The organism is Anabaena azotica SJ-1, assembly GCF_047275885.1.
Lineage (GTDB): Bacteria > Cyanobacteriota > Cyanobacteriia > Cyanobacteriales > Nostocaceae > Trichormus_B > Trichormus_B azotica_A.
Genome location: NZ_CP178454.1, coordinates 5,476,395 through 5,501,696, shown reverse-complemented (window position 1 = coordinate 5,501,696; position 25,302 = coordinate 5,476,395). Strand labels below are relative to the sequence as shown.

23 protein-coding genes and 1 tRNA gene are annotated in these 25,302 nt (G+C 37.7%); 8 read left to right on the top strand and 16 right to left on the bottom strand.

The features are described 5' to 3' along the window. Positions 1-50 precede the first annotated feature (50 nt). Entirely contained in the window at positions 51-1,430 is a 1,380-nt protein-coding gene (locus ACLLO5_RS23955; protein ID WP_413172985.1) for a hypothetical protein, read from the bottom strand. A gap of 313 nt (positions 1,431-1,743) precedes the next feature. Beyond that, positions 1,744-3,663 carry a cation:proton antiporter gene (locus ACLLO5_RS23950; protein WP_413172984.1) on the bottom strand — a complete coding sequence of 640 codons (1,920 nt, stop codon included), beginning with the start codon at positions 3,661-3,663 and terminating at the stop codon, positions 1,744-1,746. Positions 3,664-3,968: 305 nt separating this feature from the next. Here ACLLO5_RS23950 and ACLLO5_RS23945 point away from each other — a divergent pair. After that, positions 3,969-4,041 (top strand) — tRNA-Glu (locus tag ACLLO5_RS23945). Between the two features lie 98 nt (positions 4,042-4,139). On the opposite strand, the gene ACLLO5_RS23940 is transcribed toward ACLLO5_RS23945, so the two are convergent. The 3 genes from ACLLO5_RS23940 to ACLLO5_RS23930 all read right to left on the bottom strand — a co-directional run bounded on the left by ACLLO5_RS23940 (position 4,140) and on the right by ACLLO5_RS23930 (position 7,722). After that, entirely contained in the window at positions 4,140-4,715 is a 576-nt protein-coding gene (locus ACLLO5_RS23940) for an SRPBCC family protein (protein ID WP_413172983.1), read from the bottom strand. Further along, positions 4,712-6,766, bottom strand: a complete 2,055-nt coding sequence (locus tag ACLLO5_RS23935) for a GAF domain-containing protein (protein ID WP_413172982.1) — start codon at positions 6,764-6,766, stop codon at positions 4,712-4,714. Before ACLLO5_RS23935 ends, ACLLO5_RS23940 begins: the two co-directional genes overlap by 4 nt. A 620-nt stretch (positions 6,767-7,386) precedes the next feature. Continuing rightward, positions 7,387-7,722 carry a hypothetical protein gene (locus tag ACLLO5_RS23930; RefSeq protein ID WP_413172981.1) on the bottom strand — a complete coding sequence of 112 codons (336 nt, stop codon included), beginning with the start codon at positions 7,720-7,722 and terminating at the stop codon, positions 7,387-7,389. Between the two features lie 83 nt (positions 7,723-7,805). On the opposite strand from ACLLO5_RS23930, the gene ACLLO5_RS23925 reads away from it, so the two are divergent. From ACLLO5_RS23925 to ACLLO5_RS23915, 3 genes are all read left to right on the top strand, one after another. After that, positions 7,806-8,042 (top strand): hypothetical protein, encoded by a 237-nt coding sequence (locus tag ACLLO5_RS23925; RefSeq protein WP_413172980.1) that lies wholly within the window; start codon positions 7,806-7,808, stop codon positions 8,040-8,042. Between the two features lie 190 nt (positions 8,043-8,232). Next, on the top strand, positions 8,233-8,739 hold the full coding sequence (locus ACLLO5_RS23920; protein ID WP_413176178.1) for an HNH endonuclease: 507 nt from the start codon (positions 8,233-8,235) through the stop codon (positions 8,737-8,739). 16 nt (positions 8,740-8,755) lie between these two features. After that, a complete protein-coding gene (locus tag ACLLO5_RS23915) occupies positions 8,756-9,145 on the top strand; it encodes an alr0857 family protein (protein ID WP_413172979.1) in 390 nt (129 codons plus the stop codon). A gap of 48 nt (positions 9,146-9,193) precedes the next feature. Here the strand turns inward: ACLLO5_RS23915 and ACLLO5_RS23910 are convergent, their stop codons facing one another. Next, complete coding sequence (locus ACLLO5_RS23910) at positions 9,194-10,039, bottom strand: polysaccharide deacetylase family protein (protein WP_413172978.1); 846 nt, start codon at positions 10,037-10,039, stop codon at positions 9,194-9,196. A gap of 529 nt (positions 10,040-10,568) precedes the next feature. On the opposite strand from ACLLO5_RS23910, the gene ACLLO5_RS23905 reads away from it, so the two are divergent. The 3 genes from ACLLO5_RS23905 to ACLLO5_RS23895 all read left to right on the top strand — a co-directional run bounded on the left by ACLLO5_RS23905 (position 10,569) and on the right by ACLLO5_RS23895 (position 12,498). Next, entirely contained in the window at positions 10,569-10,934 is a 366-nt protein-coding gene (locus ACLLO5_RS23905) for a hypothetical protein (protein ID WP_413172977.1), read from the top strand. A 208-nt stretch (positions 10,935-11,142) separates the two neighbouring features. Beyond that, the gene (locus ACLLO5_RS23900) at positions 11,143-11,682 is read left to right on the top strand and encodes a Dps family protein (protein ID WP_413176177.1); all 540 of its coding nucleotides are present in this window, start codon (positions 11,143-11,145) and stop codon (positions 11,680-11,682) included. A gap of 48 nt (positions 11,683-11,730) precedes the next feature. After that, positions 11,731-12,498, top strand: a complete 768-nt coding sequence (locus ACLLO5_RS23895) for a ChaB family protein (protein ID WP_413176176.1) — start codon at positions 11,731-11,733, stop codon at positions 12,496-12,498. Between the two features lie 112 nt (positions 12,499-12,610). Here ACLLO5_RS23895 and ACLLO5_RS23890 read toward each other — a convergent pair whose 3' ends face one another. The 8 genes from ACLLO5_RS23890 to ACLLO5_RS23855 all read right to left on the bottom strand — a co-directional run bounded on the left by ACLLO5_RS23890 (position 12,611) and on the right by ACLLO5_RS23855 (position 20,224). Then, entirely contained in the window at positions 12,611-12,883 is a 273-nt protein-coding gene (locus tag ACLLO5_RS23890; RefSeq protein WP_413172976.1) for a GlsB/YeaQ/YmgE family stress response membrane protein, read from the bottom strand. 79 nt (positions 12,884-12,962) lie between these two features. Beyond that, complete coding sequence (locus ACLLO5_RS23885) at positions 12,963-13,508, bottom strand: RNA 2'-phosphotransferase (protein ID WP_413172975.1); 546 nt, start codon at positions 13,506-13,508, stop codon at positions 12,963-12,965. A 27-nt stretch (positions 13,509-13,535) separates the two neighbouring features. Further along, a complete protein-coding gene (locus ACLLO5_RS23880) occupies positions 13,536-13,949 on the bottom strand; it encodes a hypothetical protein (RefSeq protein ID WP_413172974.1) in 414 nt (137 codons plus the stop codon). A 15-nt stretch (positions 13,950-13,964) separates the two neighbouring features. Next, positions 13,965-15,266 carry an amino acid permease gene (locus ACLLO5_RS23875; RefSeq protein ID WP_413172973.1) on the bottom strand — a complete coding sequence of 434 codons (1,302 nt, stop codon included), beginning with the start codon at positions 15,264-15,266 and terminating at the stop codon, positions 13,965-13,967. A 225-nt stretch (positions 15,267-15,491) separates the two neighbouring features. Then, positions 15,492-16,718, bottom strand: coding sequence for a DUF1501 domain-containing protein (locus tag ACLLO5_RS23870; RefSeq protein ID WP_413172972.1), 1,227 nt, complete (start codon positions 16,716-16,718; stop codon positions 15,492-15,494). Between the two features lie 45 nt (positions 16,719-16,763). Beyond that, the gene (locus ACLLO5_RS23865) at positions 16,764-18,386 is read right to left on the bottom strand and encodes a DUF1800 domain-containing protein (protein ID WP_413172971.1); all 1,623 of its coding nucleotides are present in this window, start codon (positions 18,384-18,386) and stop codon (positions 16,764-16,766) included. A 4-nt stretch (positions 18,387-18,390) separates the two neighbouring features. Beyond that, positions 18,391-18,906 (bottom strand): Spy/CpxP family protein refolding chaperone, encoded by a 516-nt coding sequence (locus tag ACLLO5_RS23860; RefSeq protein WP_413172970.1) that lies wholly within the window; start codon positions 18,904-18,906, stop codon positions 18,391-18,393. A gap of 115 nt (positions 18,907-19,021) precedes the next feature. Then, entirely contained in the window at positions 19,022-20,224 is a 1,203-nt protein-coding gene (locus ACLLO5_RS23855) for an AAA family ATPase (protein ID WP_413172969.1), read from the bottom strand. A gap of 716 nt (positions 20,225-20,940) precedes the next feature. Between ACLLO5_RS23855 and ACLLO5_RS23850 the strand changes: the two genes are divergently transcribed. After that, entirely contained in the window at positions 20,941-21,402 is a 462-nt protein-coding gene (locus ACLLO5_RS23850) for a response regulator (RefSeq protein WP_413172968.1), read from the top strand. 12 nt (positions 21,403-21,414) lie between these two features. Here the strand turns inward: ACLLO5_RS23850 and ACLLO5_RS23845 are convergent, their stop codons facing one another. Further along, on the bottom strand, positions 21,415-22,539 hold the full coding sequence (locus tag ACLLO5_RS23845; protein ID WP_413172967.1) for a response regulator: 1,125 nt from the start codon (positions 22,537-22,539) through the stop codon (positions 21,415-21,417). Positions 22,540-22,585: 46 nt separating this feature from the next. Continuing rightward, entirely contained in the window at positions 22,586-23,926 is a 1,341-nt protein-coding gene (locus ACLLO5_RS23840; protein WP_413172966.1) for a hybrid sensor histidine kinase/response regulator, read from the bottom strand. Between the last annotated feature and the right edge of the window lie 1,376 nt (positions 23,927-25,302).

Below are 25,302 nucleotides of genomic sequence, written 5' to 3'. Positions count from 1 at the left end.
TCAGATATCGAAAACAGCACTGCCTCTCCAAAATCTAAAATTTGATGATTTTATTTTTCTTGATTTGAGCTTTCTCTTTCTTCCTTAATTTGACGCAACTGTTTAATCAGCTTTTGAGCAGGTTCAGTAGATACGACAGACTGATTACCACTGACGACAGGTGTAGAAGATGGATTGGGAATAATCACAGCTTGATTATTTGCCTGAGTTTTTCTTCCTTCTAGCTCAATTACTTTTTGAGCATCTAGATTTTGTGAAGGATTTAGCTCAGGAGTTTTGCTAGTCTGATTGCGATCGCCAGTATTTTTAAACCGCAATTGGAATGGATAAGAGCTAATGCGCTGCTCACCTTTAGGAGGATTAGCATTGAAAAATGCTCTGGTTTGGGATTGTAATTCAGGAGCAACTGATCCATCTTGGAACTTGATATCCAAGACCTTGCCATCAGTATCTACAACTAATCTACCCAAAACAGTACCTTCCATAGTTCGTTTATCTGTAGATACAGATTCACGAATCACAGGCTTTTCTTTAGCGTTGGGATATTCCTGTTGAATTTTTTGTCTCAGGTTGTTGTAAGAGTTAAGGTTAGCCATTAACTCCTCTCTTTTCTTCGCTTGTGAATCAGACGAGCTTAAAACAGGTTGATTCGTAGCAATTTCTGGTGCTGTTGATATTAATTGGCGTTTATCTTGTATAGATTGTTCTCCACCAATCTTAGAGGGAGAATTTTCAGCAATTTGAACTGAGTTATCTGCTAACAGTCCTCTTTGCTGTGGAGTAATTCCCTGTGCTGTGGTTGTAGAACCAATATCAATAGCATCAGGAGATGGGTTACTCAGGGGTTCGTCTGGTAATTTATTATCCGCTTGAACTTCTGGCAACCTGTTTAAATTCAGCGGTTGGGTTTCTTTAATTTTGGCATCTATGTCATCAACAAAAGGAGATGCTGAACCAGAGAATGTAGTTCTGGGTCGATAGTTAGAAACTTGCGTTCTAAAATCGTTTCTGCTAAATTTCTGAACAGGCAACCTGCGAGGTAAGTAGGAAAGATTATAGTTAGCTTGTGATGCAGGAATAGATGGTAATACTGGCTGGCTAGTTAAATCAGGTTGTAAGGGTGGTAATGCTATTGATTGGGTATCAAAGCTGGCCGGAGGAAGTTGCTGTTGTAGAGGCAATTGGGGCGGTTGTAAAGCAACTTCAGACGTACCAGGAGTTTGTGGTAAGCGGTTTTGGTCAGCCGGACTTAATTCCATCAATCCCACAGCTTTAGCTGTATTGGTTTCTGAAGACTTATTAGAATTAACAGGCATTAATGGCACAATCAAGGCAATAGCACCGTGGATGCCAAGAGAGGCTATAGCCGCTATCCCAGTAGGTTGGCTTAATATTTCTGGTAAATTTTTCAGCAGGGAGACGTAAGACATAGCTGTTATCGTTCACTCGGCTCGGTTGCAGTTGACTAGTTCAATCAGGCAGAAGGTTGTAATACTGATAGGATTTACTTATCTGTTGCTGATACAGATAACTTTCTGCCTCACTGTACAAGGGATTTTATCTTTTAAATTATATTGCAATTTTCAGAGATCAGTTCTCTAACAAATAATAACTCCCTATCTTGGCATCCAAAACAGGAAGATTCAAGTTATATGCAGTTTTTATTTTGTCAGAATTCAGGAGTCAGGAGTCAGAATGTTGGAAAAATTGGTTAATTATCAAACAAGTATTTTTTCTTAACATTCAATTATCCGAAGCTTCAGTAGCAGAAAGTTGAGACAATTTAGCAATGGGTACTTCTTCGACTTCTGGGAGCTTTTCTAAAGCTAAAGCCGTAGATTGACTAGCACCAGATAAGCGTTTTAACAGATTTGGTCTAGAATCATACAACAGATAGATAATGCGATCGCCTACTTCCCAATCTTGATTGACTGACATTACCTGTAGCCGTTCTTCCCTCTCTAGCAATAGCGGTACTAAAACTCCAGACCGAATCTTCTCTTGGATATGCTCCTGCTGACTAGAAAATTCTGCCTCATTTAAAGTTGTTGTTCCCAATTTCACCCGTCCATTGCTTAAATACTCATTCCAAGTTTTCACAGCTAAGTCAGAGACAAAAGCTTGATTAACTTTCACATTGGCAGAATTAGGAGCTTGCGGATCACGGGGAAACACCGCTAAAACACGAGGCGGACTAAACTCCTCAGATGCCCGTTGTGCTAGGACAAAATTTACCTCACCATTATTAGTCATAGCCACAAAAGTTCCCATTGAAGCAATACCAGCCTCCTCCAAAACTTCTGCATCTAGCGCACTACTAGCAATCACCCGCAGATTTTGAGCCTCAGCTTGAGCAAAATATTCCGAATCAGTATCAATTATCACTACAGCTTCTCCCCGTTCTTGGAAAAACCGAGCAATCAACAAACTCAAGGGATTACAACCTACAATCACCGCTCCAGTAGCATCTTTGGAAGTGATTTCCAGCCACCTAGCAATCCAGCCCGCTGTCAAACCTTGACAGACAACAGTCATGATAATTGTCAAGAACACCAGAGCCTTAATGGCATCACCACCATTAACGCCCCTTTGTGTCAGCGAAATAGCAAACAAAGAAGCCACAGAAGCAGAAACAATTCCTCTCGGTGCAACCCAGCTTAAAAACAGTTTCTGTCGCCAATTGAGATCACTATTCCAAGTACACAACAAAATATTAATTGGGCGCACCACAAACATCAAAACCAAAACAGTAAATAAACTACCCCAACCCAAGGCCAACACACTAGCAATAGATAAATCAGCAGCCAGGAGAATAAATAGTACAGAAACGCTGAGAATTGTTAACTGGTTTTTAAAGCTCCGCAATAGCCGTTCTTCTGGAACTGATGAATTGGCAAATACAGCCCCTGCCACAACTGTAGTCATAATTCCCGACTCAGCGCGAATCATCTGAGCTAGGGTAAACAAACCCCACAAAGCCGCCAGCACCACCAGGTTTTTGAGTTCAAAAGATAGAAAACTGGCACGTTTGAACACCCAACTCATCAGATAACCACCCACACCACCAATCATGGCTCCCACACCCAAGCGCAATATTAAACCCATGATGGCTTTGAGTGGGTCAGCATCACCGTTCAAAATCGTATCCAGGACAACATAAGCTAGGATTGCTCCCACTGGGTCAATTAAAACCCCTTCACCTTCTAATAGAGTTGCTACTTGCCGATCTACGTTGATTTGTTTGAGCAGAGGTCCAACGACGGTAGGCCCTGTAACAACGACGATGGAAGCAAAGAGAAAAGCTATATTCCAAGGAAATTCTCCCAGCCAGTGAGCCGCCATGCTACCGCCCAGAAGTGTGATGAGTGTTCCCAAGGTGACAAGTAATTGCAAACTCACTGAAACTCTGCCCAACTCGCGCACGTCCAATTTGAGTCCGCCTTCAAACAAGATAATTGCTGTGGCTAGAGAGACAATTACTTCCAGTCCAGTTCCCAACAAATGCGGGTGTAATAAGCCAATACCATCAGCACCCAATAGGATGCCTAACAAAAGTAATAAGACGATGCTGGGCAGCTTAAGATATGCGGCCATTACCTGGGCGCTAATGCCTGCCAGGACTGTGAACACCATCTGTAGGGTAATTTCAAAAGATGCTTCCATGTTGTAGATTTTGAGCGATTGATTTCAAAATCCTTTGTAAAGAATCATAAATACTAACTCTACAGGGTACTACAGCACACCCATCGTTAAGAAATTAAGAGATTTTTTTTTTAACAAGGAGTTCAGGAGTTCAGGAGTCAGGAGTCAGGAGTCAGGAGGCAGGAGGAAGAAGAAGGAAGAAGGAATTAATCTTTCCCCCTGCTCCCTGCTCCCCTGCCCAATTTAGAGGGCGTGAAAATTTTTTTGGAAAAAGGTGTTGACATCCTCGAAAAAATCCGGTAGATTATTAAAAGTCTGAAGTCCATGCCCCCATCGTCTAGAGGCCTAGGACACCTCCCTTTCACGGAGGTAACGGGGATTCGAATTCCCCTGGGGGTATTTTAAAACCAAGCGTTCATGAAAAGGATAGAAAAGGTAAGTTAAGTATTTCTTTTCTATCCTGTAAATAATTGATCCTATTCTGCCGACTCTCATCTTCAACCAATGCTTAATTCGCTTGCACGTTGCCGAATTGCCAGTAGGTTTAGTTGTAGGTCTTTGCTGAGTCTGCTTTCAATGATGGATATAGGCATTGTTAGCTTAGGCCAAACTTGGATGGTGTAGCAGAGATTTGTTCCTTGATGCTCTCCAAGGGAATAAGGCTCTAAGCACCAAAAACCTGAAAAGCCTTTGAAATCTCCTTCTACCATTTGAAAGTTGATCTGTTTAAGGAAGATTTCTTCTAGATCGAGAACGACACGCGCACAAAATTTGAAATTGAGTAAGCGTTGAGAACCGATTTGTTCTAGCCGTATGCCTCCGTTGGGATGTTCTAGGAGCGAACTTTTGGCTAGATTGGGGATAAATTCAGTTAAGGCTTCATAGTCTGTAAGAATTTTCCAGACTTTTTCGACTGGGTGCGGGATTTGCACTTTGGCGGTAATTTGCCGTTGTCGCTCTGATAATTTCTCGACTTGGATTGTTACTTGATCAGCAATTAAGTTGCTTTCTAGTTCACTATCGTCAAGAGGTGTGGGGGAATTAAGTCCCGCTGTGTTGTTTTCTGTAGTCACTGTTGAGAATTTGGTTTAGTTGCTGCGGAAAACTGAGGTAGGGTAAGGGTGAAACAAATTTCACTCAATTGAGAGTTAGCTATTGGGGTACTCTCTATGGCGATCGCTCCATGTAAATGTTGTACTAAAGACTTGACTAAGGCCAGTCCTAAGCCAGTTCCTGGAGTCCAACGTCCTTTCCCACGACGGAACTTGTCAAAGATATAGGCTGCTTCTTCTTGTGAGATGCCACGTCCTATGTTGGTTACTTTAATAATAACTTGATTACTAGGTCGCGTTTCGTTATCAAGTTCTGGTTCGACTTTGTGAGTTACTTGTAAATTAACGATGGTGTCGCGTTCCGAGTATTTATTGACATTGGTTAATAGTTCTTGCAGGATGCGGTCAAAACTTTCAATTTCGGTTTGAAGTTTTAATGGTTTTTCGGGTAAATCTATGGTTACAGATAATCCTCGTTCTGCTAGTGGTTTTTCTACAGCAGCTACTAAGTCCTTAATTTTGGTATTAAGGTCTATGGTTTCTAATTGTGGTTCTTCTTGATGGGTTTCTAGTTTCTGGAGGGTGAGGAGGTCATTAATTAAGTTAATTTCTTTGGTACATTCTGACTCTAGAATATCTAGATATCTAGTTTGACGTTCTGGGGTGATTCCTGGCAATCTTAAGTTACGAATTGACATTCGCATATTGGTCAGGGGATAACGCAAGCGATCGCTAATATTGCTGACAAATTCATCTTTGAGTTCGTTGAGTTGTTGTAGCTGCTCAACATACTGCTTTGTTTTTTCGTACAATTTTGCCTGTACTTCCAAACTTCGTTTGAGTTGCTCTGTTCTTTCATCTACTAAATTTTGTACTTGCCGCAATGTTTGTGATTGAATTATGGCATTACTCAATTGAGCGCAGACCATTTCTACAAGATTTAATTCTGCGGGTTGCCAATTACGAGTAACTTCTTGCTGTAAAACTACAAATCCTAAAACTTTGCCTTGATTTTCTAATGGCATTAACATTGTGGCTGGAAATTGTTCAATGGCAAACAAGGGATTTGGCTGGAAATTCTCTTTCTGCTCGGTCGAGTTATCAATCATGATCGGTTTCCCCGATTCTGTAAATACACGCTGGCATAAATCACATTCTGATAAAAAGAAACTTTGTTCTAGGTTTTTTTGTTCAGTGTGATTGGTGTTTTGAGATTTAGTCCACTCTCCCATTATGGTGGCTTTGGCTTTAGGAATTTGCTTTTTGGGACGATTTCTGAACATGGGATCTGTATATTTTAATAGGATTAGTAATCCTCGATCCACTTCTAATGATTCAGCAGTCGATGAAATAACTAACTGGAGCATTTGATTTAACTCCAAGTTACTAAGGCTTAGTATAGTTAATTGTTTAATTAAAATTTGATGCTGGCTGCTCTTGTGTAAATACTGTTTTTGAGTATTTAATATCTGTGCTTGTGCTACTTGAGCTAAAGCGATCGCACAAGATGAAGCTATTGATTGGAGTAATTTTTTTTCTGATTCATCCCATTGATATGTTTGGAATTTTATCAAGCAAATTACACCGTTATTATGACCACTAAATCGGGTAGGAATTGCTAAAACCGATTTGATCGGGATTGGCAATGATTGATAGCTAATTAATAAAGTTTGTTGAACTAAGGAAATATCCTCAACTGTCAATGGTTCAGCAACACATTGTACAACTGGGGAACTTACTAATAAATGATCCATTGAGGAAATTTCTGGGGAAGGTGGTGATCCCAAATATTTTTCACTACACCAATTAACGGCAGAACTTTTATTCGGAGTATCTCTGGTTACGCTCATTAAACAGCAGCAATCTACCTTGAAGACATCTCCCAATAAGTGAGCAATTTCTTGCAACATCAATGATGTCGCCTGGCTATTGGCAATGATATAATTTATCTTTTGCGCCAAGGCTTGGGCGGTGTTTTCTTGTTGATGCATGAGCTTGGCTCGGTATGGCTGTAGTTGTTCTACGTCATTTTCATCTACATATTCTGGCGGTGATAATAAACGCTTTTTCATTATTGGTTCGCTGGGGGATAAAAATCCGTTTGTTTACTTTGCACCCAAGTTTTGTGTCGTTTTTAACTTTTGAGTTATATTGCAGCACCCGGATAAATCGTCAGTCGTTTATGAAGAATTTTACTAAAATCTGATTACATATTTATGTTTTAGTTAATGGTATTTGTTAGCTTTATCAACTAATTTTTGCTTTCTAGATCACGATAATGTTGCTAATGTGGGAGCCTCGTTTTCAGGATTGACGAAAATTTGAAGTTGATTTAGTTTACTATCTCAAAACTAGGATATCCTGTCTGTAACTCTACATAAACCGTAATTTCTCTAGAATTAAAGAAAAATTATCATAAACTCATATACGCATCAATACTTAGCCTGTTAGTGCTTAATAAGATACTTTATACTTAGTTTACTTGATAAGTTGACATTTAATTAAATTCTATCGAATCAAGTCAAATTTATCCAAAAAAGATTGTATAAATAGTGCTTGTGTTAGAGATATTCAGCAAATATCAAGCTTCTGTCTTAGAAAGATTGTCAGCAATAAATGCAGCTTAGTTACTGCTATAAATAACTAAACTGCATTTATTCTGACCTATTGCCAAAGCTTAAAGGTTATTGAACTAGTCAGTTAGACTTTCAACACTTAGAGGCACCATATCACCATTCTTTGTTAGTCCCAATAACATAGGTTGTTGAGATGGAATTAATGTACCTGTTAGAACACAGCGTTCATCTTGCTGTGCTGTGGCGGCTATACTGGCTCGAATATCAGCACGAGAAAATCGGGGTTTCCATTCGCCGGATTTTTGCTGCACATAATTCCAGAGGACATCTCTGATTAAAGCCTGATATCCCTGATTACCTGCTATTTCTTTGAGTTTATCTTTTAGTTCGCGTTCCAAACGGATGCTGGTAACTTCCATATCAGTGGTTGAGGTGCGTGTGATGGTATGCATGATTTTTTCTCCTTAGAGGTATAGACAAGATAGTAATACAAGTGTAGTATGTTTACAGTAATGTTCAATAGGTGAAATTTTCTGTGAAATCCATTTACCCCATTTCTACTACTTCGCATTCCCACATTTGGCAGGTTTGTTGGGAATCTGCCACTGTGGGAGTGGAGTATCTATTTATGGGCGATCGCAGCCTGCATGGTGGGCAAAAAACAGAGGGTAATAATGATTTTAGATATATAAGCTTTGATGCGCCAAATAGTAAACCACAGATAGAAATACAAAGCGGGAGGTACAAGAGCAAAAATGCTGTACCGCAATAAGACCAGAAAAATATCAGGTCAAACTTTAACCCCCGCTTCACCTAAATCAGAAGTGGGGGTTTTTTAGTCAGTGGACTGGGTACTGGGGACTGGAGACTGGTAACAAATCAATTCAAAATAATCTATTTCCCCATTCCCATTCCTTCTTCTCTGACAAATGTTGATAAGGAGTCAGACTGTGACAAGCGCCATGCAAGTGTTAGAACAATCCGTGGTGGTTTTTTCTCAAAATTACTTGCCACTGTGTCGGGTAAATATCAAGCGAGCGATTGTGTTGTTAGTTAGTAATAAGGCTGAACCAGTAGATTTTTCTACAGAGGGGGGATGGTTAGTTCGCTCACCTAGCTTGGTAGTTTCCGTACCAAAGCACATCCGCTTAAAAATCGCTGCGGCTGAAAGGATGTGGAAAATGCCGCCAGTGACTCGACGAGAAGTGCTGCGGAGAGACCATCACAGTTGTCAATATTGCGGTAGCACCAAACGTCTGACTCTGGATCATTTGATTCCCCGATCGAAGGGTGGCTTGCATACCTGGGATAACGTAGTGACAGCTTGTGAAAGATGTAACTCTCGCAAAGGTGATAAAACCCTTGGGGAAGTTGGTATGCAATTGCAAAAAAAACCCAAGGCACCACAACACCCTGCTGTTTCTTTTGCAGAACAGTTTTGGATAGATATGCAAGCCAACCTGGAATAACAGGAGAGCAAAAGGAATGCTGAAGTTAATTTACACTGAAAATTGTTTTTATTTGGAACATCTCACTCTCTCCCTAGAAGAATGGGTAGAACAAAGAGTGATTTTGGCGCTACGGGTTGGTCAACCACTGTATTTTGAACCCAGCACAGCTTCCTTTTTGCTTCCTGTGGAGTTACCAGGGGTAGAAAGGCTGAAGGCTGAGGTGCAGCAACATGATGCTGAAGTCATGGAATTGTCTGTCTGTGATGCTGAATATCTGGAAGTCACTTTGCAGGGTTCTTGGTTATCAGATAGTTCTGAGAATGCGGTGGGTGTGTTTGTGACTGCGATGAGCGATCGCACTGAGTTCTTTTTACGGAAACTGTGGCAAGAGGCTCAACTGTGTGCATCTGTTGTGAATGAATAAAGAAAGTAGGAGGCAGAAGAGAGAAGAGATTCAATACTTTTGCCTCTTTTATTGTTCCATTTCTAGAAGTTCAGGAATCGTGACAAATTTATAACCTTGTTGTTTCAGTCCAGAAATTATTTCTGGTAAAGCCTTGACTGTTCTTTCACGATTTCCTCCACCATCGTGCATTAAAACAATTGCTCCTGGTTTTGCACCTTTAAGAACATTTTTCACAAATGCTTGATATTTTGCACGAGGATCGGTATCAGCTGAAGTTAAAGACCACATAATAACGGCATTATTTTGATTTTTGGCATAAGCCGCTAAACCATTATTTAAAAAACCTCCAGGTGGACGAAATAAAGATGTTTTTACACCTGTTTTTTTGTAGATTAATTCATTTGTTCGTTCAATTTCACTTTTAGCTGTGGCTGCATCCATGCGTTTATATAAATGATGCCAGGTATGATTACCAATAGCATGGCCTTCAGCTACAACTCGTTTAGCTATTTCGGGATTGGCTTGCAAGGAACTTCCTACCCAAAAAAATGTGGCTTTAACATCATTTTGTTTGAAGATGTCTAACATTTCTACTGTGGTTTTTGGCCAGGGACCATCATCAATAGTTAAAGCAATAACTTTTTCGTTGTTTTTGGGTTTGACTTTATAAACTGTCTTCCCTTGAAATTTAGCAGGAACGGTAAAATTTAAGTTGTAGATTGTAGCTGATGGTTGTGATTTTGGGTGTAATTTATTTTCAGGAATGGGAATTTTTAATGCTTCGGTGTTAGTTTTTAATTGTAGTGTATTTGGGATGTTAGTACAAGCTGTTAGAGATAATGCTATTGTAGCAACAGCAATCATTTTCATGGTTCTGTTGTAATTGTTGGTGGCGGAATTATCAGAGTGCATAAGAGATTTTTTCTGCGATAGATATATTTCACAGGATGGGAATTTGAATTTTTACTAGGGTAACAAAAAATTTAGATGTGGTGTAGGGGTTTAGTTCCGACAGGGAATTAATTCCTGTCTCATAGCTTAAGTCATCTAAAGATGACTAAATAATGTGAAATCAGATGTCGAAAATCTACTCATAGACAAAAGGCAAGAGGCAAAAGGGTTTTAGAATATTTAGGTGTACGGATTTTTGTTCAATAATCAAATAGGATTGCTATAGGAGTCCTATAGAACTTACGTACAACTGATAGAGAACCGGGAAGAACTGCGTAATATCTTGTAGGGATAGATACGCAAAACATAAAGGTAATAGGTTTTTAGAGATATTTTGCTTCAGCGTTGTTCTCTGTCTAGAGAGTGGTTTTTATCTCAATTTAATTAATTCAAGATTAAATCTAATTCTCTCTGGAGATTGATTAAAAAGATATTTAATTTGATTATTATTTTATATTGAACGACAAAATAAACCTAAAAATATAAAAAAATGAAAGTTCTTGATTTTGTTAAATCTAGATGGAAATTAGCATCAAGATTGATATTAGTGGCTTTTGCTTGTACCTTCATATTTTTATTTAATGCTTTTCCTGCTTTAGCTATCAGTAGTTATCAGAGTGATCCAACAGAAGGGCCGACACAACTATTGGAAACTCAACGCAAAACTGACGAAGCAGCTAAAGAACCACCCATAGGAATGAAGGAATCTCAAGAAAAAACACGGAGAGGATTGAATGAAGTTCAGGGAGATGCTGATATTGACAAAATGAAGACTCCCGAAAATTCACAAGGTGCAACTTCTGTAGAACAGGAAGTAGAAGGATTTTTGGAAAAAATTACAGGTGGCAACAAGTAAATATCATAACGATAACCCCGATTTATTCACAAATCGGGGGTTTTAATTTAAGTTTAATTAATTTTAGGGAGTAAATAGTCTGTCTATTCCTAAATAGATAAATTTAATTAAATGTTAATCTTTCTTTTGGTTGATGTGGATTACTTCGATATTTTTAAAACTTATATTTAAGCTATTTACGTGCTAATAGGGATAGAAAATAATGACAATACATAAAATCAACATTGGTTTGACAGATGAACAACGTCACGGGGTGATGAATTTGTTAAATCAAGATTTGGCTGATGCTTATGTACTGCTAGTAAAAACTAAAAAATATCATTGGGATGTTGTTGGTCCTCAGTTCCGGACTTTGCATCAACTGTGGGAAGAACACTATAAAAAACTGACGGAAAATATTGATGAAATAGCGGAAAGAATTCGGACTTTGGGTGGTTATCCTACTGGCACTATGGAGGGATTTTTGAGTCTTGCTACTCTCAAAGAACATAGCGGAGAAATTCCTACAGCAACGGGAATGGTAACTCAATTGGTGGAAGATCATGAGCAGGTGATTCGCAATTTGAGAAATCATGTAGATCGGTGTAGTGAAGAATTTCATGATCAGGGTTCTGCTGATTTTTTAACTGAGTTAATGGAAGAACATGAACAAATAGCTTGGATGTTGCGCTCATTTATTGAAGGACAAGCTTTAGAACCAAATGGGAAACAACAATCAACAGAAACTAAAGTTCCAGTAGGTGTTTAGTTGAGAGTCGTGAATATAAATTCCCATAAAAATACAAGGAGTAAAGAAGTGCCAGAAGGATATCAAGCAGAGCGTACCATCTCAGCTATATTTAAAGAACAAAAGCAAATTGATGATGTAATTCGTCGTTTACTAGATAGAGGTGTACCGAAGGATCATATTTCGGTAATGGGTAGAAATTTCCAGTCAGAAACGCGAATTTCTGGTTTTATTACTAAGCGAGATGTGATTTTAGGAGGTTTGAGAACAGGGGCAATTTTTGGTTCTTTGTTTGGTTCCTTCCTCAGCTTATTGACGGGTGTCGGTGTACTGTTTATTCCCTTTGTCGGACCAATTGTAGCAGCAGGACCGATTGGTGCTTTGTTGCTGGGTGCTGCGAGTGGTGCGATCGCAGGTAGTGCTGGTGCTGGCTTGGTATCAGTTTTTACGGCTTTGGGAATGCCAGAGGACAAAGCAGCGGTTTACCAAACCCGCTTACAAGCTGGAGAATTCTTATTAATGGCAGAAATTCCGAGCGATCGCACTGGAGAATTTCAACTACTCTTAGAAAGTGCTGGAGGTGAAGAAATTCACACCATTGGTAAAGCACTAACTCATCCTTGTCCTGGTCCGTGTAACAGTCCAGAAGACTTATCTCCTGAAGTTCGCGCTCATCTATCAGACGAAGCACAGCGCACATTTATTCAGCGTTATAACAACGTACTTAATGATACAAGTGATGAATTTACCGCTGAACAATCTGCTTGGGATGCAGTTCATCAACAATTTGATGAAGATGAAAATGGTATTTGGTCAAGAGTAAAAGTTGGTGTTTAATTTCCATAATGAATAATAGGTAATGGGGTAAAACTCATTACCTTTTTATAGTTGACTAAATTTTATTTGCTAATATCTTGGCTCTAGGTATTAAATCATCTTAACTATTCCATTAATAACTCGCACGACCAGTAAATAATCCCCAAAGAAAAATAGCGATTATCGCTCCAATAATAGCCACAATTATTCCTGGAATACTCAAAGTTGCAGCAGTAAATTGTAATGTTCCTGTTTCTAACAAAGTAACTAAAGTGCCACCAATTAAAGCACCAATCATACCTAATACCATTGTTGCTAAAATTCCGCCACCTTGCCGACCGGGATAAATAGCTTTAGCTATAGCTCCAGCAATTAGACCCAGAATTATCCAAGCAATAATATTCATAGTTTAGTTCATGAAAATTCCTATCCATAGATTAGTAATTTTATCTACTTATGAAGTCTATCAAAAGAAGTATTTAAAACTAAATACAGTGTAAATATTCAGGTGGTACATGATCTACCAACCAAACACCATTATCAGAACAATAAAAAATGTAACCTACTGCATACATCACACCAGCATCTACAGCAAAAATAACGGGTTTTCCATGCCTAGCACCCACTATTTTAGCTGTGGAAATATCCGATGATAAATGTACATGATGACGTGACATTTTAGAAATTCCTGTTTGCATAATTGCATCTACAGATGTTTTGCCTGTGCCGTGATATAGCACTTTTGGAGGGACAACAGGTTCTAATTGCAAATCAACTTGTGTACTGTGTCCTTGATTAGCACGAATCAGAGTCAATGTAGAATCAAAAGCAAAACGTTTTTTATCACTAGTAGCAACTACTTCTTCTAATTCTTCACGAGTAATAGGAAATTTGTGATTAATGCAAGCTATTAGAAGTTCATCCACAGCAACCCAACCACCAGGAGATAATTTAATACCTATTTCTTCTGGTGTGTGACGTAAATATTTACTCAGAAATTTACTAATTTTGATTAAGCGAGAATTACTCATTTTAAATAAAAATAAAAAAAAATTGAATTAATTATTTTTGTAATAATGGCTTTTTAAATAATCCCAAAAGCAAAATATAAAACCTAAAACACAGCTTGCTTTCCAGAGAAACAACCACCAAGGATTCCACCATGCTCCTGTTTGAACTTCGACAATATCAGATAATCCAAACAAAATAAAAATTACCGATGTAATTTGATTTTTGCGTTTAGCAATCAGGGAATTTCGTTTGTAGCTATAGATTATAAACCCCAAAGCAAATAAACCCCATAATACTGCCTCAATGTAATTTCCTTGCCGGTAAAGGGTTTCTAAAAGTTGGGCATTTTCCAAAGAACCAGACTGATTCAACCACACAACAAACCCAAGCATTGCCAAAAATAACAGGCTTAAACGTAAAATTGCCCCTTTCGTCAACTGTAAGGGAAATTGTGGATGCATATATTTGAATTGGAATTAAATTGAGAAAATTTGTTTGCCTATCAAGGCTAATGCAACTGTGATCATTACAGTTAAAGTGATTTTACCACCTGGTATAAGTGATTGGTAAATACTATTTGTTAATTTTTGTTGGTTTCGTTGTTGCCAACTCATAACTGCGGGAATTATTCCACCTAAAACCGAAATGCTGAAGATTCCCGTATAATCCAGAGCAGTAAAAAAGATGCTGGGATTAATTGTGCCTAAACTCATTGGTGGAAATAGAACAAGAGAGAAAATAGGTAAACGGGAAAGTTCACCTTTTGTCATTCGCGAAATATCTTTAAAGAAATCCACCAACCCATAAACGAAACCGATAAATGAAGTGATAATTGCAAACTCTGAAAAAACAGTTAATACTAATCCTAAAACTTCTCCTGCTCCACCAGAACGCAGAATTTGCAGCGGATCAAAAATACTGCCATTTTCTAAATGATTATGTAGCACATCAGGACTAACGCTGCCCAAAATTACGGCATTCCAAGCCAAGAACATAATTAAGGGAATGGCAGAACCAATAATAATTGATTTTCTAATTTTCGGGATATCACCTTCTAATTGTGTCACCACTACAGGTACAACATTATGATAAAAAAGAGCAACACAGATAACTGAAACCGCACTGCCTACAGCATTCCAATTTTGAAATAGGAACTGTGAACTTTTTACTTGTCCTGATCCTAACAGTAATAATCCGATGAAAGAAATAATCACAATTGCCACAAAGGCACTGTTTAGTTTCTGAATAAATTTTTCTTTTCCTAAATACAGAATGCCACCAAATAAGAGGGTAAAAGTTGTTGTTCCTATCCAGTTAGGTAAACTAGTTGCTGACCCGGAGATTTTAGTTAATACCGATACTAAAATTTCTCCACCTTTGCTGATATATGCAACTAAAAGTGCATAGTGCATAAACAAGTATGTAGCACCAGCAATTCTTGCTCCTAATTTACCTAATGTCTTTTCTACTATTGCTAAGAAACCTATGCTGGAAATGCCCTCTGCACCCATGACATTTAATGTCACTTCTGCAATTAATAAGCCTGAAAATAATGTGTATAACCAAACCGCAATGATGAGAATTGTAGATGGTAAAATCCCAGATGGTAAAGTCACCGCAGGTAGAGCTAGAATACCAGCCCCAATGGTAGTTCCAGCAATCAAAGCAGTGCTTCCTAAGACGCTACCTGGTTGATGATTTAATTTATTTCCATCAAATTCCAGGTGAGAAAATAATCTAGTGATTTGCTTTTGTTCTGATTGGAGAACTGTCTTCATAGGGATTTTTGCTCAAGTATCTGCCCAAAACGGGAAGAATATATTAATTTATGTAAATAATTGTAGCAAAAATCCTTGATTTACGCTGAATTTCTCTTTCTCGTTCTACTCTGTATGGAAATGAATGTTAGAAGGCTCTGCCTTGATTAACAGCAGAGGCAGAGTCTCTATGATGGCATTCCCAGTTGGAAACTGGGAACGAGATATGCCTACAATTGATAACTGTTAAAGTAGGGCTATTTTTTGAGTAGGTTTATAATTTGGTAAGACTTGATTGAGTTGGCTAGAATTCAAATTAATATGACGTTGCAGCACTGTAGAAATTACATCACGAAAATCTGTAGCGATCGCTAAATCTCTTTTCTCATACAATTGAGATGGTGATAAACCAGGCCATTCTCCATAAACTTTGCCACCTTTAACATTACCACCCAAAACCCAAACGACATTACCATGTCCATGATCTGTTCCACTGTTGTTATTTTGGCGCACTGTGCGACCAAATTCAGACATGACAACAATGGTCGTATTTTGATAAACATTGCCCAAGCCTTGAGCTAAAGCTGCTAAACCTTTGCCCAATTTGCCCAAATTCTGAGCTAATGTTCCCTGGGTGCTACCTTGATTAGCATGAGTATCCCAACCACCTAAAGCCATAAATCCTAATTCGATTCTGGAGTCTCTCACCATTAGTTGTGCTAATCTGCTCGCATCTTTAGCAAAACCATCAGGTAAAGGCGCTCCATTGTTGGCCATGGTCATTTCTTGATCCAAGTCTTTCATAATCGCTTCACGCGCCATTCTGCCTTGACGATAAGTTTGACTGAGGCTATCGTTTCCACTGTAGAGTTGATCAAATGCGGTTGCTACTTGGGGACGATCAATCAACAGCCGTTTTTTAGGATTTGCCCCTGATGGTAAATTGGCTATGGGCATCTGACCATACAAAATCCAAGGTGTGTTTTGTCCTACCGTTACAGCTTGCACAGGCGTTTTTTTCGCTATCACTCCCAGTAAACGATTCATCCAACCATCTCTAGTCCCTTTGTTACCGGGAGTGCCACTTTCCATATATTTTTGAGCATCAAAGTGGGAACGAGTTGAGTCAGTTGAACCGCAAGCATGAACAAATGCTAAATTGCCTTTTTCCCAAAAAGGTATTAATGGAGATAATACAGGATGTAATCCAAAGCGACCATCTAAATCTATCACTCCCCCTTCTTTACCAGGTTGGGGAATGGCAATTTTTGGTCTGGCTTGATAATAAGCTGTTTCTGAATAGGGAACAACGATGTTTAAACCATCCACTCCACCTCTCAGAAAGATGACAATTAAGCGTTTTGGGTTGTTGTTAGGAGTAGCTGAATGAGCAACCCAAGCATTACTACCAATAGTGGTAATAAGTGAAGTGGAAAATAGCCCGGTTTGGATGAGAAAATCACGTCTTTTCATAAGCTTGGGGACTGGGAAGAGTGTTCCTAATTACGAATTACCAGCCTAACGCCGCATAAATTCTGGGCTACCTAAGATTAAACCGCTACGAATTTCTGGTGGACTTGATGCGATCGCTTTTTGGGTTTGAGGCGAAAATGAATTACCCAATGTATTCATCAGTTGTTCATAATCTACAGGTATGGGCTGATTGGCTTTTCTCTGTTGTACCCCTTTTGGTTTACCTGGTTTCATTTGTCGTGTTGGTTTAAATATGGTTAAATCTCTATTGCCAGCAGGTGGGATGGTTTTTCTCAGTTTTGGTGCTTTTACTTTATCTGGATTGTTTTGCGGTGGCAAGCTGGATATTTTTAAACTACCATTAGCGATCGCACTGGCAAAACTCAGCCGTCGAGTCATCGCATCAGGATTTAACCAAGCTTCTTTAGTATTTTTATAACCGTCTGGAGTCGGACACCTATAGAGAGGCATCGCTGACTGATTTAAAAATTCCGAAATTGAGATGGTATTATTCAATTCCATTCCCGTTGCTCGAACTACTGAAACTGCATATTGATAAGGTGTTTTAAACTTGCTGTTAAAGTTTTTCTCGTCCCAAAACTCAGAACTCTGAAATAAAGTATTCAGCACATCACGAATATTTCCATCAGTCACAAGATATCGCTGCGCCAATTTTTTGACTAAAGTTTCTGGAGGGTTATCATTAACAAAATACTGAGCTAACTTGTAACTAATATGACGAGCAGTAGCCGGACTGCGAGCCAAAATATTTAAAGCTTCTTCCCCCTCAGCCTTACCACTACCTTTAATTTTGTGACCTAAAAAAACTTTGTCACTAAAATCATGATGTTTGGAATTAAATTCAAATCCATCACTATTATCTTGATTAGGTTTATTAACAATCCCCCAACCACTGAAAACTTTTGCTAACGCCATCACATCTTGTTGAGTATAACCACCATCTACTCCCAATGTGTGTAGTTCCATCAACTCACGGGCATAATTTTCATTTAAACCCTCGATTTTACCCTTAGCATCTGGACGATTAGAAACTTTATTTTTGGCATTATCTAAATAAAGTAACATCGCCGGATGGTGTGCCGTTGCTCCTAATAAATCCCGGAATTTGCCCAAAGCATAAGGACGAATCGCTTCTTGCTCATAAGCACCTACCCAAATGCGATTTCGTCCTTTATTAGCATCCACATTGAAATGGTTATACCAAAAATCCACCATCACTTCTTGAAGTTGGCGGTTACTGCTAGTAGCCCTTAACAATCTAGACTGCATTATTTCATTGCTAATCTGCCTAGATTGCTTGATTATCGCTTGCTTTTTCTCCTGACTTGATATTACTCCCGCTGGAATGGTTGCGGAATATTGCCAAAGTTGTACTGGATTAAAATTTAGAGTCTTCATTTGTGAAAGTTTACGAGTCAAACTTTCCGACTCAGAAATCGAATCAGGAGAGAGTTGCTGTTTGATATAGTTCTCTACACCCATAGCTTCAACTTTTTTAATATCCCCAGGTGCAGGACCAAAGCTCAAACGATTAATGATATGCAGAACCTTGGGATTTATGGTTGTAGTTGCCGCATCACTAGGAATAACGCTTCCTAATAACAGCAACAGTGACAACACCCAATATTTATTCCTGATTAAGGTCATAGCCTTATTTTGGTTGTGTTGAAGGATTTGGAGGAGCAGGAAAACGTTTTTGTATATGTTCAACCCATTTCTGCCGTTGTGTTGAGGTTAAAATTTCCCTAATCTCCAGATCATCTTGATACTCTGCATTAGCTATTTGCTCTCTTAGATTATTAATTTGACGATATTTAGTATTTACATCCTGCTTACTAGCATTCCCCGCCATGAGTTTCAAAAATTCCTGTTGTGCTTGACGCAGTTCTTCTCTCTTTTTTTGTATACGTTCTCTAACCGGATTGTTTCTGCGAATTTCTCTAACTTGCTCCAGTTGTTTAGGCGTTAAATTCAAGTCTTTGGGTAATCCCCCTGGATATTCCAAATTGGTAGTAGGCTTTTTAGTAGTTGTGGGAGTAGGAGTTGATGTAGAAGTAGGAGTGGGAGTGGGAGTGGGAGTGGGAGTGGGATTAGACTGGGAAAATGCCGCAGAACTACCTAAAGTCAAAATCAACAGTGTCATCACAGAAATACGATTTAACAACATTCAGTTTTCACTCCTGGCAATATGTACATTAACTTATGTAGTAGTACCTACATTCTTACTAGAGAAGTGACGGTAATTAATCAAATTTGTTTCCTCTCTTCTTCAATTGATTTTTTTAAACAAACCGTTGCGTAAATTCACACATTAAATCCACCCTTCCTTTACGTAACATAGCTGGATCTAATCTTTCTGTAGTATTACAAGTCATCAATACCACTAAACGCTGCTTCATCTGGACACCTGATTCATCTATCACACTTTGGTACAAAGTTCCATCTAACAAAGCTAAAATATGTTCAGTTTTGTTGTTATATTGGGCTACTTCCGAAGCTCTATCCTGAGCTAAGTTATCTGCTTCATTGATGATTATACAAATCCTTTCCAAGTAATTTGGAGGAACAAAATTAGTAATGGCATCATGATCCAAAATAAAAATTACATAGCCTAAAGGTACTAAAATTTCCTTGGCTACTGATTGTGTCCATGCTGTTTTACCTGTTCCTGGTTCTCCATGAACCACAACTGCTAATTGGTTTTGATTGAGAATGGTTTGCTGTACTAAATCAGTAAAATCTTGAATATTTTGAGGAAATGTCCGAATAGGAAACTGATTATGGACTTTACCTACACGACTTTGATACCCGCTTAACATTACAGCTAAATCATAGGTAGCTTTATTAATTAATGGTGCGAGATTCTGAGACATTAAAGTATATTGTCTACGTCCTCGTTCATAAGGGTCAATTTGTAACCAAATATCGTATTTAGACCAGTAAGCATAAACAGTATTAATGACATCGAGCCGTTCCCAATTCACAAACTTTTCTACTGGAAAATAAAAATCTCTCTCTGAGTAATATTGAGTGATAATATCAGGGCGTTCCAGTAAACGTAGAACTCTCAAAACCGTAATTTCTTGCAGTAAATTTAGAACATAGTCAATGGGAATACTATTACGACTGACAAATTGTACAAGAGGAGTTTCTGTACTTAAAACATCTTTGTACCGATAATCAGGCGTGAGTGCTTCCGGTGTAATAAAATTCCAAAATTTTTGTAATTCACCACGAGTATAGTCAGAAGCTAAATTTAATATATTTGCCCACCAGGCATACTCTTTTCTGGCTAAAGCATCAGCATAATAACTGAGTAAATTAATACTTTTTTGGGTTAACTCTTGAGTGTCATTAAATATTAATTCTTGGAAATATTTCCAATCAAAATCACGGTTAAATGGTCGCCAACCACTGGAGAGGAGGTTTTGTCGATTGTTGTTCGTGGAATTGTTGTCGTTATTGCGGAAATAATCAAAATCCATAGAATTCAGGAGTCAGGACGAGGTAGTGCGGTCTTGGAGTTTCCCCAAGTAGAACAACTGCTGTTCAAAAGGAAAACCCAGTTGTTACTTAATTTTTGTTAAATCATTAACCAAGTATGTTATACATAATAATACATATATTACAGGTATACGGCTACGTCAAGTATTATGCTTAAAATAGTTCTGTTTGAGCAAGTATCATCTCACTTCTTTACAAACTGACCATGTACGGTTGTACTTCAAGTAATATTTATTTACCTGCTTTGATGACTTATGAGAGTATTTAGCTATTAATTTAAGAGTTTTTATAGCGATTTTTAATTTGTAATCAGCAGCGGAGTAAAATACAGGTACTATATACTTAATAGTCTATTTTCATACTAGATTGAATATTAAATTCAATTCATGTAATTTGATTTTTCACTTATAAAGAGGTCAATAGTGATACTAAAGTAAATAACTACTATCTTTTTCTCTATAAAGTTATTGTGAACTTATGAGGAAAATGTTCTGTAATTTTGCATATAATCAAGGGGTGTCTGCTAAAGCCATTCCGCTTGAGTTTTCCTTTCCTTTGTGATGTTGGTCAGGATTATCAACTGATCGGTAGCAAAACACGAGCTAATTCTGAATAAAAATTTTTTGATGGCTTGTGGGTTTATCCTCTGGTTTAACTATAAAGATGATATAGCCCTATTTAATTTCCTGGAGAAGAGATGTATTTGACACATTCATTCATGAGTAGTGATGAAAAAAAGCAAAGCTCTCAGCCCCCTTTGATTTTGGTAGTAGAAGATCATGATGATAGTCTACTCTTGCTAAGTTATGCTCTGGAGTTATTAGGGTGTAGATGTATTTGTCAAAATGAAAGTTACACAACAATATTAGTAGCAAAAGAATATCAGCCAGACTTGATTTTGTTGGATATTTTGTTACCTGGATTCAATGGTTTAGATATTGTGCGAGCTTTAAAAAGAGAACCGCTTACTTGTAATATTCCGGTAGTTGCAGTTACAGCTTTGGCTGGTAGGGAAGAGAAAGAACGTATCCTCAGAGCAGGTTTTAATGAATATATTAGTAAACCCTATATGCTTGAGGATTTAGAAGAGATCATTTGGCGGTTGCTTGATGACAAATTTGCGACCTATTCGGCGCTGGAAATATGTCATGAAAGTTAAAAATAACTGCAACTAATTTGCTTTTGGTAGTCTAATTATAAATATGCTACCTTTACCTAATTCTGACAAAAGTTCGATTTTACCACCATGTGCTTCTACAATTCGTTGTGATAGATGCAGTCCTAAGCCACTACCAGATCTCTTATTTCTACCTTGACGAAATCGCTCAAAAATAGTTGCTTGATCTTCAGGTAAAATTCCATAACCTGTATCTGCAACTTCAATGACGACTTCAATTGACTCAGTGTTAGTAGATAAGGTTTCAAAAATGCGAATTTCAATACCTCCTGTATCTGTAAACTTAATGGCATTGCCGATTAAGTTATTCAGCACACGACGCATTTCTAGTTTATCAGCGATGATAATTCCAGGATTTTTGCTTAGTTGGTTTAATTTATGAGTGTCTAATTTGAGGGTCAAATTTTTCTCGATAGCCAGGGGAGTTACTTCACTGATGACTTCTTGCGCTATTTCCTTTAAGTCACAGTTGTCCAAATTTAATGTTTTTTTACCTGCCTCGAAGCGATAGACTTCTAGTAGAGTGTTGACCATTTGCATTAAGTTTTGGTTGCTGCGAATCATTACAGCGATCGCTTGTTTCATTTCTGGGGAAATTTTGCAAAAAGTCTCCTGTTGAAACAAAGCTAACATTCGATCCGCTGCTACTAAGGGTGTCCGTAAATCATGGGTGAGACGAGATACAAAGTCTTCTCGCTGACGGGTCATCTTTTGCTGTTCGTCAATACTGTGCTTTAGTCGCAAGAGCGATCGCACTCTAGCAAGCAATTCATCTGTATCAAATGGTTTGCGGATAAAATCATCAGCACCAGCATCTAATCCTTCCACCACACTAGATTCATGAAAAGCGGTAATCAACAAAATTGGAATATAGTTGAGATCAGGACAATTACGAATTCTGCGTGTTACTTCATAACCATCCATTCCCGGCATCATCACATCCAGTAAAATTAGATCCGGTGGAGATTGTGCCACTTTTTGTAAAGCAGTTGCACCATCTGATACTAAATCAATTTCATAACCCTCACTTTCTAAAAGGGTTCGCACTAAAATTAGATTATCTCTAGTATCATCAACAGCAAGAATTCGATCAATTTTATCACTTTTAACAATAGACATAATTTATCCACTTTTTGTAAAAGTACCTAACTTAATCCATCTTAATTTATTGTTTAAGATGAGGATATTCCATGGAAACTTTATTGAATTGAGATGGTAGTTGAGGTGGGTTGTGATGAGAATAATAAATTCCTTCTTCATGACCTAGATTTAAATTATAACCATCTCCTCCATTATTGGATGCTAATCTTATGTGCCTTGGCAATTCAATTTTAAATACTGAACCCACTCCTAATTTACTTTCTAAAAATATTTTTCCTCCCATCATTTGTACCAATGAATGAGTAATAGCTAAACCAAGCCCCGTTCCAGGGTATTTCCTACTAATGCCTTGATCTACTTGTCTAAATGCTTCAAAAATATGTTTGTAATCTTTGGAAGAAATGCCAATTCCTGTATCTCTAATGGTAATTGTTAATCTGTTTTGGGTAATTTCTTTCACTTCTACCCAAATCCCTCCAGATTCTGTAAACTTAACAGCATTGGCTAGTAAATTAATTAAAATCTGGCGTACTCGTAATGGATCATTAAATATCAATGTGTTTTGTAAATCTGTTTCCACTACCAAAGATAATTTTTTAGCTTCAGCCAAAGACTTTATTTCTGATACAGAATTATTCACGATTTTTTCCAAATCCAAAATTTCTGGTTTTAGTTCTAATCTTCCAGATTCTAATTTAGAAAAATCCAAAACTTCATTCAGTAGCATCAACAAATGCTTGCCATTATTAAGAATACGCTCTACCATGTCCACTTGCTGATTGGTAAGTTCACCAAATTTCGGACGTAAGAGTATTTGTGAAAAACCAATGATGGCATTCATTGGAGTTCGCAATTCATGAGATATAGTCGCTAAAAACTTTGTTTTGAGTCGTGATGCTTCCAATAATCTCAAATTTTGCAACTGGATTTGTTCTCTTTGTTTCTCTAATTCTTGGTTTTTACAAATCAGTTGTTCATGACTTTCTTTTAGTTGTTGATAGGCTAAATCCGCTTTAATTTCAGCTTGATATAGTCTAATCGCATTGCGTAAAATCCTGGTTAAATTTTCTGAAAATAACTGAGACTTTATTAGATAATCTGTAGCACCTATTTTCATCAACTCAACAGCAATTTTTTCTTCTCCTTGAGCAGTCAAAATGACTAAAGGAACTTTGATTTCGGAAGAACGCAGCTTGTGTATTAAAGTCAAGCTGTTTTGGTTTGGTAAGTGATAATCAAGAAAAACGCAGTCAAAGTTAGCATTTTGGAGGGCAGAGAACGCATTTTCACTGTCACTAACTTCACTCAGTTCCATATAAACACCTGCTTTCGTCAGGGCTAAACGGACTGCCATGCGATCTACTTCATCATCATCTACAACCAAAATTTTCAACGTCTCTTCCATCAGTTTTTGTTTTCGCTGTGCAGTATGGATTGATGTACAGCATTGCTTTTTTTAACCCATATAACTAGGAATCTGCTACTTAGAAATCTAGCTAATAGAAAATTGCTCATGTTTAATTAATAATTCTTGGTAAACAATTAGCAATTATTGCAGATGAAAATGTTTCACTCCTAAATGAAATAGAGTCAATATCAAGTAAAATACAATACTTTATCCATCTCAACACAATTGTAAATGAGTAGATGATTCACCGTCCTCAGCCATTAGTGAGAGTTGCACAGAAACATTGTGTATCATCAGCCTGAGCAATTTTACTCACTAAAACAGTATTCAGTATTGATAAGTGAATTTTCACTCATTAAATATTAGCCACCTTTAAGTACATACCTTGAGCGTGTCAGACAAGGAAAAATCATTACTCATTTGTTTTAAACCTGCCTCCCCAATACTACTTGGTTAATAGTAGTTTGTTTGGGGAAGGGTTAAAGGGCAAAGGATACAAGTTTTTTCTTTCCTTTTTCCTCCTTAACCGCCAAAAATTGGCTCGCGTCCTATGTGCATAAGAAAGAAATACATATCACTATTTCCTGATACTTGTCACTTGTTAGCTGTTACGTGTATTTTTTGAGAGGATATAGCTCTAAGTCTGTCTAATTTTAGTTCATTGTGTTAAGTTAGTATCTGGAGAAATTATCGCACTTTACAGCAAATTTTTGCATTGTGTTATTATAAATTGATACGCTGGTATCTGGTTAGTAAATTCCTGTGTGCAGAATATGGTTTTTTTGTTACAATTCAAATACCTACTTTACTTAATGAAAAGGTTAAAGCCAAACTTTACGACTTCCGTAGGAAGGGGTAGTGGCTTAACTTAGCCTAAAATGTACGGTTTCAGTAACTACCATTTATAAGTAATGGGACAGAATTAATTACACAACTTATTTTTCTGTTCTCTGTTAAGAGTTCCCTGTTCCCTATCTCAACGAATGAATTTAATTTTATCCGACTACTTATGAATTTATTCATGGACGGATCTGTTATACATAGGTAATTAGCAGATATATGTTCAAACAGTTGTATATTACTCTGATTCGATTCATTTCATGCGTAGTTTTAGCATTTTACTTTACCCCTACAGATGTAGCTTTTTAACAGGAAAAGATGTTTCATTCGTATCAATCTTTAATTTTTTTGCAATAAATAGCCATATATCCGTAGCTAGATTTTTACTTCTACCTAACATAAAATAAGTGAAATTTATTATTTCTCTCGGTGGATGCAAGTCAATCAAAATATCATCTACCTTTGGGTTGGAGAAATTAGATTAAATAGTTACAAAAGGTTTTAAGTTCAAAGCAGCAGTTGGATATTAGAGA